Genomic DNA, 16,400 nt, shown 5'->3' with positions numbered 1-16,400 from the left:
AAGAGGGAAGAGGGCGGACTCCACTCGCGTCTCCTCCCAGAGGTGGGTGTCGCGTAGCCGCCCGGAGACCGACGCCCCACCTCCGTACCGATCGCGACCCGAGGACGGGAACACCCACCGGGCCTCGGGTTGGACGCCGCGCGCTATCCGATGTCGGACGGATCCACGCGTACGTTGACCTGGCTGGTCGGGCGGCGGGCGGCGCGGGCGACCATGGCGGAGCGGAGGGTGCGGGCCAGGCGCCAGACGCTGCCGCGGGGCGCGCGGATCAGGGCGCGTTCTTGCTCCTCGCCGCCGCGGGTGGTGGGGACGGGGCCCAGGATGTCGACCGACGGGGGGAGGTCCAGGGAGTCGAGGAACGCGCGGACCGCGTCGGGGGCACCGCTGACGGCAGCGAACGGGACCGCGGGCGGGAAACCGAGCTCCAGGCGTTCGTCGAGCTCCCGGTCGGCGAATCCGGCGGGGTCCCAACGGACCAGGGCCTGAGTGGTGTCCAGTGACGCGTCCGCCACGACGACCACCTGTCCGCCGTCGGGAGCGGACCGGACAAGCGCGGAGGCGCTCAGCCACCGTCGAAGGGTCTCTTCGCCCGCCCGAAGGTCCTCGCGGCCCAGCAGGGACCACCCGTCCAGGAGCAGCGCCGCCTGGTAGCCCTCCGGGGGCGAGGGTTCGGCCCCGGGAGTGGCGACCACGAGTTCTGGGCGGGTGTCGACGTCAGTGAGGATCGCGCCGCCGCCGGAGGTTCGCACCCGGTAGTTCGGGAACGCGCGACCCAGCTCCTCCGCGGTGCGCTGAGCCCCCACCGACACGGCGCGTAGGCGTCCCCGTCCACAGTGCGGGCACCGCCAGTCCACGGCGAGGCGGCCACACCACCGGCAGGACGGCTGCGCGCGGGCGTCGGTGAGGGCCAGCGGACCGTGGCATTCTCCGCAGCGGGCGGGGGTACGGCATCCGTCGCAGGCCATCGTGTTGAGGTAGCCGCGGCGCGGCACCTGGATCAGGACCGGTCCCGTGCGCAGCGCCTCCCGAGCGACGCGCAGCGCCAGGCTGGGCAGGCGCGCCGAGCGCGCGGCCGGGTCGCGCTCCAGTTCCGCGTCGTCACCGGCGGGACGCACTCTGGGGGCGAGCCGCCGTAGCAGCGACCGTATGGGGCGCGCTTCGGTGGCCCACCCGGAACGCACGAGCATCTGCGCGTCCGTGGTGCGCGAGAACCCGCCGATGAGGGCCGCGGCCCCGGACTGGTGCGCGCGGAGGCCGAGCACGGTCCGCGCGTGGGGGTAGGGGGCGTGGGGTTCGGAGTGGGTGTCGTCGCCGTCGTCCCACAGCACGACGAGACCAAGGTCGTGGACGGGGGCGAACATCGCGGCCCGTGTGCCCACCACCACACGGGCGTGCCCGCGCGCGGTGGCCAGCCAGCGTCGGTAGCGTTCGGCGGGGCCCAGGTCTGCCACCAGGGAGGTGTGGTGACCGGCGCCGAGCCGTTCGGCCAGCGCGGAGTCGACGGTCGCGACGTCCCGTCCGTCCGGAACGACGACCAGCGCCCCTCGATTCGAGCGGAGCGTCGCCGCGACGGCTTCGGCCACGGCGTCGGGCCACCCGACTCCGGGGGCCGCGTCCCACACGGTGCGTGGTGACTCGCCCCGTTCCAGTGCCGCGAGCAGCTCGGGTCCGCCGTCGTAGACGTCCCATTGGGAGGGGTCCGCCGGTTCGGGGGCGGGCGCGGGGGCCGTGGTGCTGACTTCCTCCTTCTCCACCCGAGCGTGCCGGGGAGGCACCGCCAAGCGCAGAACGTCGGTCAGGGTGCCCGCGTACCGTTCGGCGACCGCGCGGGAGAGCTCGAGGACCTCTGGGCTGAGCACCACCTCCGAGGAGACGACGCCCTGCAGGTAGGCGAGGCCCTTGGGGTGCTCGGAGTCCGTCCCCCGTTCGATGAGGAATCCCGTCTGGGCCTGGCCGTTGAACCGGACCCGCACCCGGCACCCGGGAACCGCGGCGTCGTCGAGTTCCTCGGGAACCCAGTAGTCGAACAGGCGGTCCAGGTGGGGCAGGTGGGTGTTGACGGCGACCCGGGCGACGGGGGACGTGGGCGCGGGGCGGCGCGGTCGCGGCTTCTTCTCCTTGGCCACGGTGCGCGCGACGTCGAAGAGGGTACCGTCGTCGCCGGCTGGGGACGGGTTCACCGGTGCCTCCTGGAGGTGCCCCGGGCCTTCGGGCTGGAGGGGAGTCCGGTGTGTGGCTGGCACGTGTCGTGCGTTCCCGTGGTGCTTGGTCCGTGCGTTGGGTCTTCCCCGCGTGGTGCGGCCGTGACGTCGACGCGCCGAAGCGCGTTGTCGCGGCTGGTCGAGCCGCGGCCCGAGCACACTCGGGCGCTGCCGGGCCCCCGCCGGGCGGTTCTGGCGAAGCCAGCGCGGCGGGGGCGGGAGCTGGTGTCAGCCCGCAAGAGATCCTCCTTCCACGGTCGGCGACCAAGCGGGGTTCCACCCCGCGAGGGATGGCACCCCCTCCCTTCGCGGGAGAGGACGGCGTTGATATTCCTTGTTAGCAGGTGTCCGGGATTGGTGGCACGCGGCGACGGCAGCCGGCAAGATGGGGGTCCCGATCCGCCGATGACGGGTCGTCGATCCCCTTTCGTGTGGGAAGCTGGATAACCCCGCGAACGCCTCGAGCCCCGGAGGGAGGAAGGGCACCCCTCAGCCGTCTCCTGTCGCGTGTGATCCACCCCGTGCTCCCGATCGGTGCTCCGCCCGCTTCTCAGTGTCGGTGACCCCAGAAGAGGCTGGTGCCGGTTTCCTCGACCCCGAGGCGGGCCACGGAGCATCGACCCGCCACCGCGGGGCCCCGGGCCTCGGACCACACGCCGTAGTGGTTCGCGGCGGTGCGCGCCACGCCGGAGACGTTCCCCGGGGAGCCCCATCTGAGACCGCGGTGACCGTTGACAAGGAATTCGCATCGCTGCTGGGCGAGGTCGAGCAGCGACTGTCGCGGCATGGGTACGATCCCGCCGACCTGTACACGCTGCGGCGGCTGCTGCGTGCGCGGACGGTGCCGACCGGCCCCGACCCCGACGAGCCGGGGCGAGGAGTGATCCTTCCCCCGGTGTCTCTGCCCAGCAGGGACGAACTCGCCGTCGAGGCACGCCGCTCCCGGCGGTTGTGGGAGCTGTACCAGGTGCGCGACTGGGCGGTGCGCCGCCGTCCGGTCCTGTGCGGCCAGGTCCTGTCCGACGCCGACGCCACGGCGTTCGTCGAGGACTTCACCATCCGCCCGGAGGCGACCCTCGACCGGTCCGCGGTCCGAGGCGACGACCCCGCCGTGCTACGACTGTGGCAGCCGGCACTGGCCGCCGGAGCGATCGACATCCGCCACGTACGCGGCACCGCAGACGGACGTGGCCCAGTGGAGGCCGTCGCCCACGCCACCACGCTCGACGACACCGACGACGAGGTCCTGCGGATGTGGCGGGCCGGTTTCGACTGGACGCTGCGGTTCGCCGAGCACCGGGGCCGTGGAACGGTTCTCGAACGCCACAGCTACCGCACGGCGGAGCGTGTCCTCGCCGCGCTGCTGTTCGAGCTGTATGTGCGCCGGGGGCCGTTGGACATGGCCGGCGCCGTGACCCGGCTCCTGGGCGACCTGGTCGGGGAGGCGGTAGCCGGGGAGACCATGTCGTCTCGGGAACGGGCCCAGGTACGGACCCGGACCTTCGCCGCCGTGCGGTTCGCGTTGACCCGGCTGATGGGCCACGGCGCGGTGCGGAGGGGCACCTTCGGCAACTACGAACTGACGCCGCTCGGCCTGTGGGGCATGAACGTGCGGCTGAGCGACACCGGCCACATCGCTCCCGTCCGTGGGTCCCTCGCGACGGCCTCGGCGGAGGCCCTGCTTCGGTGCCTGGTCGGCTACACCGGCCGGGAACGCATGGAGGAGTTCGACGCGTGGCGGGGATCCCGCTCCGACGCCCAGGCCGTGCGCGAGTTGTTGACCGCCGCGGACCGGATGGGGCCCGGTGACCGTGTGCAGGCCCTCGTGCTGGTCGACCGCATGCGCACCGGCGTGGAGAGCGCCATCCGAGAGGCGGCCTCCGGCGTGCTGATCGGCCCCCACTGTCGTGCCTGGCTCAGCGCGCGCGGCCACGGCGAGGCGCCCAGCGTCGAGGACCGGGCCCACGTCTTGGTGGACGAGGTCATCGCGGCCTCCCGCGATGGTTCCCCCGAGGAGTTCGTCGCCGGTCTCCGTGGACTCGTCAGCCCCGCGCAGTACGAGTTGATCCCCGTCGCGGCCCGCATCCCGCACCCCTCCGTGCCGGAGATGCTCCGCCTCCTCTTCGAACTGCACCCCGACTGGACGGTGACCGCCGTTACGGGCCTGCTGTCCCAGCGTCTGTCCCCCGACGACCCCTGACCGAGGTCTCCGTCCGGACAGCCCGTGGACCTGTGGTTTGGGACGCGGGCGGGACCCGCGCTTCCCGCGGGAACTGGTTCTTCGGGCACTCCAGGCCGCGTGAGCGGCACGCGGCCCCACCGACTCCGGGGCGCCACCGCGAGGCTGGAAGCCCGGCCGCCGCACCCGGCGGAGCTCCAGAAAGGTGGTACCGGCCGTCCGGTGCCCGCGACCGCTGGCTACGACCTTGAGCGGAGGGAACGGATCATCGGTGGGGCCGGGGAGGGGATCACCGTGCTGACGCGACGGTGTTGGGCCTGACCGCCCGTGGGCGGGGCCCGCGACGAAGTTCGGCGTCGCGCCACGGCCCACCACCTGTCCCGGAAGGAACGGGCAGCGCGGAGGGTGTGGCCGGAACGCCGGGCCCGTGCGCCCGTTGAAGCTCTGACACGGGCGGGTTCGCCTGAGAGAGGATGGATGGTCAGGTGAAGGGCGTGTGGCGGGATCTGGCCTGCTCCTTACCCGTAGGCAGAACCGGGGCGTCGATCTGGGTAGGGCCTCCGGAGAGCCGTCTCCTTGTCACTAACGGGAGTGAGGGCCAGTTTCGTGGCTGGTTGAGGCTGGACCGCGATGGGGCTCGAAGTCAGGGCGGTGCACGATCCGCCTTTCCTGGCCGGGCGCCGGGATCGGGCATGTGCTGGGGGCTGACGTGGATGGGTTCCTCTGGGAGTGGGAACTGGACCCGGGCGGTGGAGCCCCAGGCGGGAAGTTCGTGGTGCGTGGCGGGACGGTGTCGTGGCGTGTTGAGGTCCCGACGGCACAGGCCGGTGGGCTGGTCCTGATCACAAGGCCAATCAGGCGTTTGAGCAGTGATCGGACCACTACACTGGCACAGTTCGTGCGGGCGGTTCGAGGAGACGGGTTTCATGAGATTGGTGTTCGCCGGAACTCCCGAGGTCGCGGTCCCCGCCCTCGACGGACTCCTGGCATCGCGTCACGAGGTCGTGGCCGTGGTCACGCGCCCGGACGCTCCCGCTGGTCGGGGGCGGATGCCGCGGCGCAGCCCGGTAGGGGAGCGGGCCGACGCCGCCGGACTGGAGGTGCTCAACCCCGCCTCGCCGAGCGACCCGGACTTCCTGCGACGCCTGGCCGAGCTCGAGCCTGACTGCTGCCCCGTCGTGGCCTACGGCGCGCTGCTGCGGCCCGCGGCCCTGGAGATTCCCCGGCACGGGTGGGTGAACCTGCACTTCTCGCTGCTGCCGGCGTGGCGTGGGGCGGCCCCGGTCCAGCGAGCGGTGCTGGCCGGCGACGACGTGACCGGCGCCGCGACCTTCCGCATCGTGGAGGAGCTGGACGCCGGTCCGGTCTTCGGGATGCTCACCGAAGAGGTCCGACCGCGGGACACCAGCGGCGACCTCCTGCGCCGGTTGGCCGTCTCCGGCGCGGAACTGTTGGCGCGCACCATGGACGGCATCGAGTCCGGTGAGCTCAGCCCGCGCCCCCAGCCCACGAGTGGGGTGTCCCTCGCCCCCAAGCTGCTGGTCGAGGACGCCCAGGTGGACTGGTCGGCGCCGGCCATGCGGGTGGATCGGCTGGTCCGCGCCTGCACGCCCGCGCCGGGGGCGTGGACGACGCACCGGGGTGAGCGACTGAAGCTGGGGCCGGTCGTACCCGACAGCAACGCGCCGCGCCTCGCCCCTGGGGAGCTGGCGGCGGACAAACGACGTGTGTTGGTGGGGACCGCGACCGACGCGGTCGAACTCACCGAGGTGCAGCAGCGGGGGAAGCGACGGATGAGCGCGGTGGAGTGGGCGCGGGGAACGCGTCCGGAGTCCGGGGAACGGGTGGGGGAGTGACGGTGGCCGAGGGTTCACCAGCCAGTCGTGGTGGCCGCCGCCCCTCCCGAGGCCGACACGGCGCGGGCAAGCCGAGGGACACCCGGGCGCGTCAACCGCGCGACCCGGCACGCCGTGTGGCCTACGACGTCCTGCGCGCGGTCGACCAGCGCGACGCCTACGCGAACCTCCTGCTGGGGCCCACCCTGGCGGCCGCCGGTGTGAGCGGAAGGGACGCCGCGCTCGCCACCGAGCTCACCTACGGGACCCTGCGCCGGCAGGGCACCTACGACGCCGTCCTGGACGCCTGCGTCGACCGCAGCCTCACCTCGGTCGACGCGGAGGTCCTCCCGGCGCTGCGCCTCGGCGCGCACCAACTGCTGTCGATGAACGTGCCCGCCCACGCGGCGGTCAGTGCCACGGTGGACCTGGCCCGCGGAGTCGCCGGTCCGCACCGGGCGCGGTTCGTCAACGCGGTGCTGCGAAAGGTCAGTGCGCGCGACCTCTCCGAGTGGGTGTCCCTGCTCGCCCCGGACCGCGCGTCCGACCCGGTGGGCGAGCTGGCACTGCGGCAGAGCCACCCCCGATGGATCGTCACCGAGCTGGCACGGGCGCTGGGTGAGACGCCGGGCGACGGGCTGGCGGAGACTGAGCGCTTGCTGGTCGCGCAGAACGAGCGCCCCGGTGTCACCCTGCTCGCGAAGCCGGGCCGGGCCACGCCGGCTGACCTGGATCCGGTGGGGGCGACGCCCGGGCGGTTCTCGCCCTACGCCGCGTACCTTCCCCAGGGCGACCCCGCGGAGTTGACGGAGGTGCGCCAGGGACGTGTCGCCGTCGCCGACGAGGGGAGCCAGATGACGGCGCTGGCGTTGACCCGGGTACGTGTCGAGGGTGACGACGCAGTGTGGCTCGACGCCTGTGCCGGCCCGGGAGGCAAGGCCGCTCTCCTGGCGGGACTCGCCGGGCGGAGGGACGCGCGGCTGTTGGCGGGCGAACTCCGTCCCCACCGCGCCACCATGGTGGCCGGGACGGTCGACCGTTCGGTGAAGGACGCCGCCCGCGTCGTCATCGCCGACGCGACTCGGCCCGCCTGGCGCGACGCCGCGTTCGACCGGGTCCTGGTGGACGCACCCTGCACGGGTCTGGGGGCGCTTCGCCGCCGCCCCGAGTCCCGCTGGCGCCGCGCCGCGGAGTCCGTGGGGGAACTCGTCCCCCTGCAACGCGAACTTCTGGCCCGCGCGATCGACGCCACCCGCCCCGGCGGCGTGGTCGCCTACGTCACCTGTTCTCCCGTGGTCGCCGAAACCCAGGAGGTCGTCGCCGCGATCCACGACGAGCGTGACGACGTGGAGATCCTCCGCGCCGCCGACTACCTCTCCGAGGTCCCCGACATCGCCACCGGCCCGGACGGACTCTTCGCGCAGTTCTGGCCGCATCGACACGGCACCGACGCCATGTTCCTCGCGCTGCTGCGTCGGCGCTGAGGGGCCGTCGGGCCGAGGGCGGGGCTCCGTTGGGACAGTGAACTGGCCGGGTGGCCGGGGCCTCACTGGCCGTGGTGGTGGGGCTGATGAGGTGAACGGGGTGTGCGCTGTGAACGTGGGGCGGCCGTCGGCCTCCGCAGGGCGCAGGCCCGTTCGGGACGGGGTCTCGTCTCCCTGATCGGGGGATGCCCGCGTTCGGCGGTGCCTGCGAAGGTCGTGTCCGCTCCAACCACCGGAACGCAATTGACACGGCAGCGACGTCATGTTCCCTCGCTCTTCTGCGTCGGCGCTGGGACCGTCGGGCCGTCGGGGGTGGGGCTCTGCTGGGACAGCGCCTCGCTCAGGGGCGTTGAGGCGGTGGGCGGGATTGTCGCGGACTTGGGCGGTGCCACGTCCGGCTCGGAGGTTTCGCCTCGTCGTGATCGGGGTGTGTGCTGTGAACGTGGAGCAGCTGTCGGGCTCTGCGGGGCGCAGGTCCGTTCGGGGGCGGGAGGTTCTCGGCTCGCTGATCGAGGGGAACTCCGCACGCGGCGGTGCCTGAGGAAGCTGGATCCCCTCGAACCCCGGGACACCATCAACGCGGCGGCGACGCCACGTTCCTCACGTTGCCAGGCCGGTCCTGGGGGCAGCCGGCCGACGTCGGGGCAGTGTTACGTCTGGCTTCGAGCCTTCGCCTCGCCGTGATCGCGGTGCGCGCCGCACGCACCGTGTGGCCGTCCGCCCGGCGACGTTTGAGGAGGCCGGTCCCTCCCTCGGACCTCCGGGACCCTATCAGCGAGGTGGCGACGCCATTCCTCGCGCTGCTACGTCGGGCCGAGGGCCGGGATCTGCTGACGGGTAACCCGCGGTGCGCTAGCGGGGGCGCTGCTTCCCGGAGGCTGGCGCGGCTCACCCTCCGGCGCGCTGTTTGGGGACACGTGTCGCCTGCCAGATCGCCACGACCACGAGGACGCAGCCGACGTACTGGCTGGCGGTGGGGCGCTCGGCGAGGAAGGCGAGGCCGATGAGGACGGCGAGTACGGGTTGGAGGAGGAGCAGGGTGGCGCCGACGTTGGGGGTCAGGCGGGGGAGGGCCTCAGCGGCGAGGATCCAGGCGAGGACCTGTCCGGCGAGGGCGAGCAGGATCATCCATCCCCAGGTCTGCCAGCTCAGGTCCAACTGGATTCCGGTCCAGGGCAGGCCCAGCGCGACCGCGGCGACGGCGGCCGCCGCGGTGGAGGTGAACACCGGGGTGGCCACGTGTTTTCCCTCACCGCCGCGGCGCAGCAGGAACAGGTAACCCGCGTAGCTGATCCCGGCGGCGACACCGAAGACGGCACCGGCGATCGGATCGCTGCCGGGCTCGGCGTTGCCCAGGGCGCCGGCCGACAACGCGACCCCGAACAGCATGACCGGGACCGAGAGCAGGAACCGACGGTTCAGCCGGGTGCCGGAGACCATCCAGGCCAACAGCGGGAAGATCACGACCTGGATGTTGATGAGCACCGCCGCGATGCCGGCGCCCACGTGGTGGACGGCCGCGGCCCAGAAGACGTAGTCGACACCGAGCAGCAGCCCGGCCGCGACGTCGGTCACGTGGAGCCGGGTCGGTCGCGGGCCGTGCCGACGCCGTTCGCGCAGCGCCATCGGCAACAGGACCGGCAGGGCGAGGGCGCAACGGAGGAACGCGGCGGTCCCCGCGGTCACGTCCCCGAGTTTGACGAACGCGCCGGACGAGGAGGTGCACGCCGCTGAGCCGATCATGCGGAGCACCGCCGATCGCTGCGGTCGGTCGGACGTTTCGGGTCCGCCTTGTCCCCGGGGTACGCCTGATCCCATCACCTCGTCCGTCGTCATGACCTCCAGCTTGGTGCCACGGACCCAAAAGGAAAAGCGTTGATTCCTAATGCGTTCTCGTTAGTATCGCTTTCGTGTTGAGTATGGAGAGGTTGCGTGCGCTGGCCGCTGTCGCCCAGCACGGCTCGATCGCGGCCGCCGCGCGAACACTGCATATGACGCCGTCGGCGGTGTCGCAGCAGTTGGGGAAGCTGGAACGGGAAGCCGGTCACCGGCTTCTCGAGCCCCAGGGGCGTACCGTGCGCCTCACCCACGCCGGGCGTGTGCTTTCGGAACACGCGGCGCGGGTCCTCGGTCAGCTCACCAAGGCGGAGAGCGATCTCGCGGACCTCCACCACGACGTCCTGGGGTCGCTGCGCCTGGGAGCCGTGGGCAGCGCGGTGCGCGCCCTGCTGCCAGACGCGTTGGCCACGCTGACCCGCCGTCACCCTCGGCTCAGCCATTCCCTGCGCGACGGGGAGGTCATCCACCTCCTGCCCCGCCTGCTCGACGACGCGCTCGACCTCCTCGTCGTCGAGAGTTGGTCGAACCGTCCGTTGACGCTCCCCGCCGGTCTCTCCCGTGCCCTGTTGATCAGTGAACGGGTCGACGTCGCGTTGCCGGAAGCCCATCACAGGGCCGGTGAGGACACCGTCGACCTGGGACACCTGGTTGAGGAGCGGTGGACGAGCTGCCCACCGGGGACGGAACCCTACGAGGCCCTGGTCCAGGTACTCCGTGGGCAGGGGGTCGAGCCTCGGATCCCGTACTGGCTCGCCGAGTTTCCCAGTCAGCTCTCACTGGTCAGCCACGGCCTCGCGGTCGCGCTCATCCCCGACATGGGTCGACAACCCACACCGCCGGGAGTGGCCTTCGTGTCGCCTCGCCAAGACCTGCGCCGCGAGATCCACGCCGTGTGGCGGACCGCCGCGGCGGGACCGCCGGTGCGGGCGTGCCTGGCGGCCCTGGGGGCGACGCCGCTCCCGGAGGCGGGCGTCCCGGTGTCGGAGTGAGCGCGCACCACCCGTGTCGGTGGGTACGGATCGTCCCTGGTCGCCAGGGGTGTGATGACGTCTGTCATGGTGAGTCCCCTCCCTCCCGTCACATTCGGGGCGTGCGTGGGGCACCGCCGTCGCGTGACAGGCACGTCTACCGACAGATCCACGCCATTGGGACAGTGTCGTCATGACCGTTGAGAACTCTCCCGAGGCCCCATCCCCTGAGGTGACCCCAGATCCGTCGAAGCTCACCCAGAAGCGTGCCGCCCGCCAAGCTTCGGCGTCGCGGCGCGTCTGGCTGGCCGCGCTGCTGGTCGGCCTCCTGGTCGGCGCCGTCGCCTATGTCGCGATACCCAACTCGGGAGGGGCGGACTTCGAGCTCCGTGGTGATCGGGAGCTGGCCGACAGCGTGGTCCACGCCCTCGACGGTCGGGACCGTCTCGCCCAGAGCATGGTGGTCACGCGGCAGAGCGGAGACGGGGAGGCGGAGGTCGTCAGCGGCGGGACCACCGACGGCGGCACCGAGCCCGACGTCGACACGCCGTTCGAGACCGGGTCGATCTTCAAGATCTTCACGGGGATGACCCTCGCCGACATGGTGGAGAACGGCGAGACGGACCTCGACCGGACCCTCGGCGAGGTCTTCCCCGAACTGGAGTTCGCCGACCCCGCCGTCGCCGAGGTCACGCTCCAGGAGCTCGCGACCCACACCTCCGGGCTGGCGGAGATCCCCGCGGAGGCGATCGCGGGGGCGACGTACCGGTCGTCGACTGCGTTGGACGCCTTCCGGCACCTGCCCGACCCGGTGCGGTCTCTGGAGACCACGCGGCTCGTCGAACCCGGGGAGTGGGTCTACTCCAACTACGGCTTCGCGGTGCTGGGCGAGGCACTGGCGCGGGAGAGCGGCCAGGACTACCCAGAACTGGTCCGGGAACGTGTGTTGGACCCCGTGGGGATGGACGACACCGTCATGCTCGGCACGGATGTCGACACGATGCCCGAGGGCGGGGCGCCGCCGCGAGTGGAGCGGGGCGCGCCCGCGACCACGTGGTCGGCGTCGACGTACGTGGCCGCGGGAGCGGGAACCTGGACCACCGCCGCGGACATGGCGCGGTTCCTCAACGCCGTGCGGGACGGGTCGGCCCCCGGCCTGTCCTCCCTGGACCAGGCCTGGCAGGGCGACGGGGACCTGGACTTCGGTCACGGGCTGGGCTGGTGGATCATCCCGACCTCGGACGGTGACGACGTCGTGGGACACGGCGGGACCACCAACGGGTCGATGGCGTTTATGGGCTACCGCGGGGACACGGCGGTCGTGGCCCTGTCCAACACCATGCTCGTCGACATGGCGCCGTTCGCCGCCGCCGCGCTGGGCGTGGACGACGTGCCGCCGGCGCTCCAGGGCCTCCCCACGAACCAGCCGTCCCTCGTCGTCCAGACGCTGCTCATGATGGTCGTCCCGGCGTTGTTGGCGATCACCCTCATGCTGCGCCGTCGCACCCTGATCGGCCAACGCCCCCTGGACCGGCTGCGGATCATCTCCATGCCACTGGGTGCCCTCGCCATGATGCTCCTTGCGTTGCGCCTGGGCAGTCTGGCTCTCGTGGGGCCCGTCGTGTGGGCGCTCTGCCTGGCGGTGGTGGTCGCGGCGCTGGTCGTGGGGATCGGTCTGTGGCCGTACACCCCCACGGTGCGTGCCCGCTTCCGATGGCTGCGCCTGACCTGCTTCGGCCTGTCGGTCATGGTCTCGCTGGTGATCGGCGTCGCGATGGCCTGGGCCCTGGGAGCGGCCTACCTGAGCTGAGCGGGGGCCCGCCGGTGGCGGTGCTGGAGCCTCACGGGGTACGGGTGAGGTTCTCCAGCACCGCGAGCACGTCGGCGGGGTCGGTGCCCTCGCCCACGCTCAGGGTCCGGAGGAAGAGGCCGTCCACCGCGGCCGAGACTCCCCTGCGTCGCACCGGGTCGGTCACGATGGGCAGGAGGAACGCGTCGATGGCGTCCAGCCACCGCGAGAGCTCCTCGCGCATGTCGGGGCGCCGCGCCGCCATGACGAACAGCTCGTACTCCGCCGCGGTGTGCGCCCGGTGGGTGTCGCTGGCCTCCGCGATCATCTCGGCCAGGAGCTCCAGGGGTCGCGCGGCGGTCGCGAACTCCTCGAGTCGGGCGAGGTAGGTGTCGTTGGTCGCCGTGAGGGCCGCGACGAGCATCTCGTCGATGGTGGGGAAGTAGTAGGTCACCGCGCTGGGCGGGACCCCGGCCTCGCGGGCGACCTCGCGCTGGCTGACCGCGCCGGCGCCGTCGCGCTCGATGACCCGCATGGTCGCGTCCAGGAGTTGGCGACGCCGGCGCATCCCCTTACGGAGTCGCCCGTCGCTGAGCTCGGCTTCCTCGGTCGGCATGCCTAGTGATTGCCACCCATCTCCAGTGCCACGACCCCCGCCACCACCAGGACGATACCCATGACCTGGATCCAGGTCATGCCCTCCCCCAGGAAGACCGCTCCGACGATCGCGACCAGGGCCACGCCGAAGGCGGCCCACACTCCGTAGGCCACGCCCAGAGGCAGGTCGCGTAGTGCGAGCGAGAGCAGGTAGAAGGTCCCGAGGTAGCCGACGACCACGACGATCGACGGGCCGAGCCGGGTGAAGCCGTGACTGAGCTTGAGGAACGTGGTCGCGATGACCTCGAGGACGATGGCGAAGCCGAGAAGGATCCAGGGCATGATGCGGCTCCAGTGGGGACGAGCGGTGGGAGAAAACTGAGCGATTGCTCCAGATGTTACGGCCGCCGGTAAAGTGGAGCGAACGCGCAAGTTTGTGAGATGGGTCTCGCCGGTCCCCTCGCCGCACGGGGCCACGGAGCCGCGCCCCGGAGCCGAGCACCGAGCGGTACGGCTAGACTCCCGGGCGTGGCGATCCAGATCTCTCCCAGCATCCTCAGCGCCGACTTCGCACACCTCGCTCGCGAGGCCGAAGCGGTGGCGACCTCCGCCGACTGGCTTCACGTCGACGTGATGGACTACCACTTCGTACCGAACCTGACCCTGGGGATCCCGGTGGTGGAGTCGCTGAAGAAGGCGGCGTCCCTTCCCCTGGACTGCCACCTGATGATCGCCGACCCGGACCGGTGGGCACCGGACTACGCCGAGGCCGGCGCCGGGAGCGTCACCATCCACGCCGAGGCGGCCAGCGCCCCGGTCCGCACCCTGCGCACGATCCGCGACGCGGGCGCCCGCGCGGGGCTCGCGCTGAACCCGGCGACCCCGCTGGACCACTACACCGGCCTCCTGGAGCAGGCCGACATGCTGCTGCTGATGACGGTGGAGCCCGGCTTCGGCGGACAGAAGTTCCTCGACCTCGTACTCCCCAAGATCCGGGCCGCGCGCGAGCACGTCGAGGCCCGGGGGACCGAGCTCTGGATCCAGGTCGACGGCGGCGTCGACGCCGAGACCATCGGCCGCTGCGCCGAAGCCGGAGCCGACGTCTTCGTCGCCGGATCGGCCGTCTACGGCAAGGCCGACCCCGACGCGGCGGTCCGTGACCTGCGGGCCCGAGCCGAACAAGGGCTCTCCGTCAGTCACCAGCACCGCTGAGGGCGACACCCCGCCACAGAACCCCGAGTCCACGGTGGGGCGTGTGAGCCACCTCTCCGTGTCGGGAACAGATCCCCATGGCACACTTGTTACAGCAAACGTTCAACGCGTGCTCCGGGGTCGGTGAAAATCCGAACCGGCGGTGACAGTCCGCGACCCGGCCGATGCCATCGGCCGGCTGATCCGGTGGAATTCCGGGACCGACGGTGAAAGTCCGGATGGGAGGCAGCGCGCGGGGGGTCGTTTCTCGTGCGCGTGCCGACACGTGAACCAACCCCGGGGGCGACACAGTCCCGACATCCCGGAGCCGTGCCCAGCGATGGAACGGCGGGAAGAGATGTTCACCGGGATCGTCGAAGAACTCGGCGAGGTCGTCGACGTCGCGCACGCGGCCGAAGGCGAGACCACACGCCTCACAGTCCACGCCCCTCACGTCACCACGGACGCGAAAGCCGGAGACTCCATCGCGGTCAACGGCGTGTGTCTCACCGTGGTCGATCCCGGCGACGCGCGGTTCAGCGCGGACGTCATCCCCGAGACCCTGGACCGATCCACGCTGGGAGCCCTCACGGCCGGCGCGCGCGTCAACCTCGAACGCGCGGCACGGGTCTCCGACCGGCTCAGCGGCCACATCGTGCAGGGCCACGTGGACGGAACCGCGGAGGTCCTCGGCCGGGTCGCGGACGGCAACGCCGAGAACGTCCGTTTCTCCCTCCCCACCCACCTGGCCCACTACGTCGTGGAGAAGGGCTCCATCACCGTCGACGGGGTGAGCCTCACTGTCGCCGCCGTGGACGACGAGTCGTTCACCGTGGGTCTCATTCCCACCACCCGCGAGGTCACGACACTCGGGCGAGCCGCGGACGGCGCGTTCGTCAACCTCGAGGTCGACGTCATCGCCAAGTACGTCGAACGAATGTTGGGTCCGGGAGCGCGACGGGAGGCGCAGCGATGAGTCATACGGCCGTCGACCACGCACACACCACAGCAGACGCGGCACGCGCAGCACAGGGGGCACAGGCCATGACCGAAACCGAGGCACCTCGCGGATCGGCGCCCGGAGACGACGTCGCACTGGACTCGGTCCACGACGCGCTCGCCGACATCGCCGCCGGCAAGCCCGTGGTCGTCGTGGACGACACCGACCGCGAGAACGAGGGCGACATCATCTTCGCCGCGGAGAAGGCGACGCCGGAACTGCTCGCGTTCATGATCCGCTACACCTCCGGGGTCATCTGCGTCCCGCTGCCCGGCGACGAACTGGACCGGCTCGACCTCCCGCTGATGGTGGAGCACAACGAGGAGAGCCTCCGCACCGCCTACACCGTGACGGTCGACGCACGCCACGGCGTCAGCACCGGGATCTCCGCCGCCGACCGCGCGCACACGATCCGGCTGCTCGGGGACGCGACCAGCCAGCCCACCGACTTCGTGCGGCCCGGGCACATCTTGCCGCTGCGCGGCCGCGCTGGGGGAGTCCTGGAACGGCGCGGACACACCGAAGCCGCGATCGACCTGGCACGGCTCGCTGGCCTACGCCCGGCCGGAGTGCTGGCCGAGGTGGTCAACGACGACGGAACCATGGCGCGCCTGCCTCGGCTGCGCGAGTTCGCCGACGAGCACGGACTCACCCTCGTCTCGGTGGAGCAGCTCGTGGACCACCGGTTGCGCACCGAGAGCCAGGTGGAGCGAGAGGTTGAGACGCGCCTGCCCAACCGCCACGCGCAATGGCGCCTGGTCGGCTACCGGGGACGGATCGACGGAGCGGAACACCTCGCCCTGGTGCTGGGCGACGTCGCCGACGGCGAACCGGTGACGACCCGCATCCACTCCGAGTGCCTCACCGGTGACGTCCTGGGATCCCACCGATGCGACTGCGGCACCCAGCTCGACGCCGCGATGGAGAGGATCGCCGAGGAGGGCCGGGGGGTCATCGTCTACCTGCGTGGCCACGAAGGACGCGGGATCGGTCTCCTGCGCAAGCTCGCCGCCTACCGCCTACAGGACGCCGGCGCGGACACGGTGGAGGCGAACCTCGAACTCGGCCTGCCCGCCGACGCGCGGGAGTTCACCGTCGCGGCCCACATCCTCGTCGACCTCGGAGTGCGGGGGGTGCGCCTGGTGACGAACAACCCCCGTAAGGTCGAGAGCGTGGCGGCCGGCGGAGTCTCGGTCGTGGAGCGTGTCTCGTTGCCAACGGTCGTCACCCCCGACAACCTGCGTTACCTGCAGACGAAGCGGGAACGTCTCGGGCACGAGCTGCCCGGCGTCGCCGCCGTCAACTGACGCACCAACA

12 protein-coding genes and 1 riboswitch are annotated in these 16,400 nt (G+C 71.8%); of the genes, 8 read left to right on the top strand and 4 right to left on the bottom strand.

Annotated features, from left to right (window positions below; translation table 11 throughout):
• Nucleotides 1-143: 143 nt before the first annotated feature.
• A complete protein-coding gene (locus J4H86_RS05270; RefSeq protein WP_236542380.1) occupies nt 144-2,180 on the bottom strand; it encodes a primosomal protein N' in 2,037 nt (678 codons plus the stop codon).
• Nucleotides 2,181-2,925: 745 nt separating this feature from the next.
• Here J4H86_RS05270 and J4H86_RS05265 point away from each other — a divergent pair.
• The 3 genes from J4H86_RS05265 (at nt 2,926) to J4H86_RS05255 (ending at nt 7,699) form a co-directional block, all read left to right on the top strand.
• Nucleotides 2,926-4,401, top strand: coding sequence for a hypothetical protein (locus J4H86_RS05265; RefSeq protein WP_236542379.1), 1,476 nt, complete (start codon nt 2,926-2,928; stop codon nt 4,399-4,401).
• A 905-nt stretch (nt 4,402-5,306) separates the two neighbouring features.
• Nucleotides 5,307-6,236 (top strand): methionyl-tRNA formyltransferase, encoded by a 930-nt coding sequence (fmt, locus tag J4H86_RS05260; protein ID WP_236542378.1) that lies wholly within the window; start codon nt 5,307-5,309, stop codon nt 6,234-6,236.
• Nucleotides 6,233-7,699: an RsmB/NOP family class I SAM-dependent RNA methyltransferase gene (locus tag J4H86_RS05255; RefSeq protein ID WP_394356450.1), complete on the top strand. Its 1,467-nt coding sequence runs from the start codon at nt 6,233-6,235 to the stop codon at nt 7,697-7,699. Before fmt ends, J4H86_RS05255 begins: the two co-directional genes overlap by 4 nt.
• Nucleotides 7,700-8,587: 888 nt before the next feature.
• Here J4H86_RS05255 and J4H86_RS05250 read toward each other — a convergent pair.
• Nucleotides 8,588-9,442: a DMT family transporter gene (locus J4H86_RS05250; RefSeq protein WP_236542376.1), complete on the bottom strand. Its 855-nt coding sequence runs from the start codon at nt 9,440-9,442 to the stop codon at nt 8,588-8,590.
• Between the two features lie 167 nt (nt 9,443-9,609).
• On the opposite strand from J4H86_RS05250, the gene J4H86_RS05245 reads away from it, so the two are divergent.
• Nucleotides 9,610-10,527: a LysR family transcriptional regulator gene (locus J4H86_RS05245; RefSeq protein WP_236542375.1), complete on the top strand. Its 918-nt coding sequence runs from the start codon at nt 9,610-9,612 to the stop codon at nt 10,525-10,527.
• Nucleotides 10,528-10,699: 172 nt separating this feature from the next.
• Complete coding sequence (locus J4H86_RS05240; protein WP_236542374.1) at nt 10,700-12,316, top strand: serine hydrolase domain-containing protein; 1,617 nt, start codon at nt 10,700-10,702, stop codon at nt 12,314-12,316.
• A 31-nt stretch (nt 12,317-12,347) separates the two neighbouring features.
• On the opposite strand, the gene J4H86_RS05235 is transcribed toward J4H86_RS05240, so the two are convergent.
• Together J4H86_RS05235 and J4H86_RS05230 are read right to left on the bottom strand one after the other, a co-directional pair.
• Complete coding sequence (locus J4H86_RS05235; RefSeq protein WP_236542373.1) at nt 12,348-12,911, bottom strand: TetR/AcrR family transcriptional regulator; 564 nt, start codon at nt 12,909-12,911, stop codon at nt 12,348-12,350.
• Nucleotides 12,912-12,913: 2 nt separating this feature from the next.
• Entirely contained in the window at nt 12,914-13,234 is a 321-nt protein-coding gene (locus tag J4H86_RS05230) for a DMT family transporter (protein ID WP_236542372.1), read from the bottom strand.
• 186 nt (nt 13,235-13,420) lie between these two features.
• Between J4H86_RS05230 and rpe the strand changes: the two genes are divergently transcribed.
• The 3 genes from rpe (at nt 13,421) to J4H86_RS05215 (ending at nt 16,390) form a co-directional block, all read left to right on the top strand.
• A complete protein-coding gene (rpe, locus tag J4H86_RS05225) occupies nt 13,421-14,104 on the top strand; it encodes a ribulose-phosphate 3-epimerase (RefSeq protein ID WP_236542371.1) in 684 nt (227 codons plus the stop codon).
• Nucleotides 14,105-14,209: 105 nt separating this feature from the next.
• Nucleotides 14,210-14,340, top strand: a riboswitch (FMN riboswitch).
• A gap of 101 nt (nt 14,341-14,441) precedes the next feature.
• On the top strand, nt 14,442-15,059 hold the full coding sequence (locus J4H86_RS05220; RefSeq protein WP_236543911.1) for a riboflavin synthase: 618 nt from the start codon (nt 14,442-14,444) through the stop codon (nt 15,057-15,059).
• Nucleotides 15,060-15,127: 68 nt separating this feature from the next.
• Complete coding sequence (locus J4H86_RS05215; RefSeq protein WP_236542370.1) at nt 15,128-16,390, top strand: bifunctional 3,4-dihydroxy-2-butanone-4-phosphate synthase/GTP cyclohydrolase II; 1,263 nt, start codon at nt 15,128-15,130, stop codon at nt 16,388-16,390.
• Nucleotides 16,391-16,400: the final 10 nt, after the last annotated feature.

The sequence above is a fragment of the Spiractinospora alimapuensis genome, from assembly GCF_018437505.1.
In the GTDB taxonomy this organism is placed as follows: domain Bacteria; phylum Actinomycetota; class Actinomycetes; order Streptosporangiales; family Streptosporangiaceae; genus Spiractinospora; species Spiractinospora alimapuensis.
This window is presented reverse-complemented; position numbering and strand designations above follow the sequence as displayed.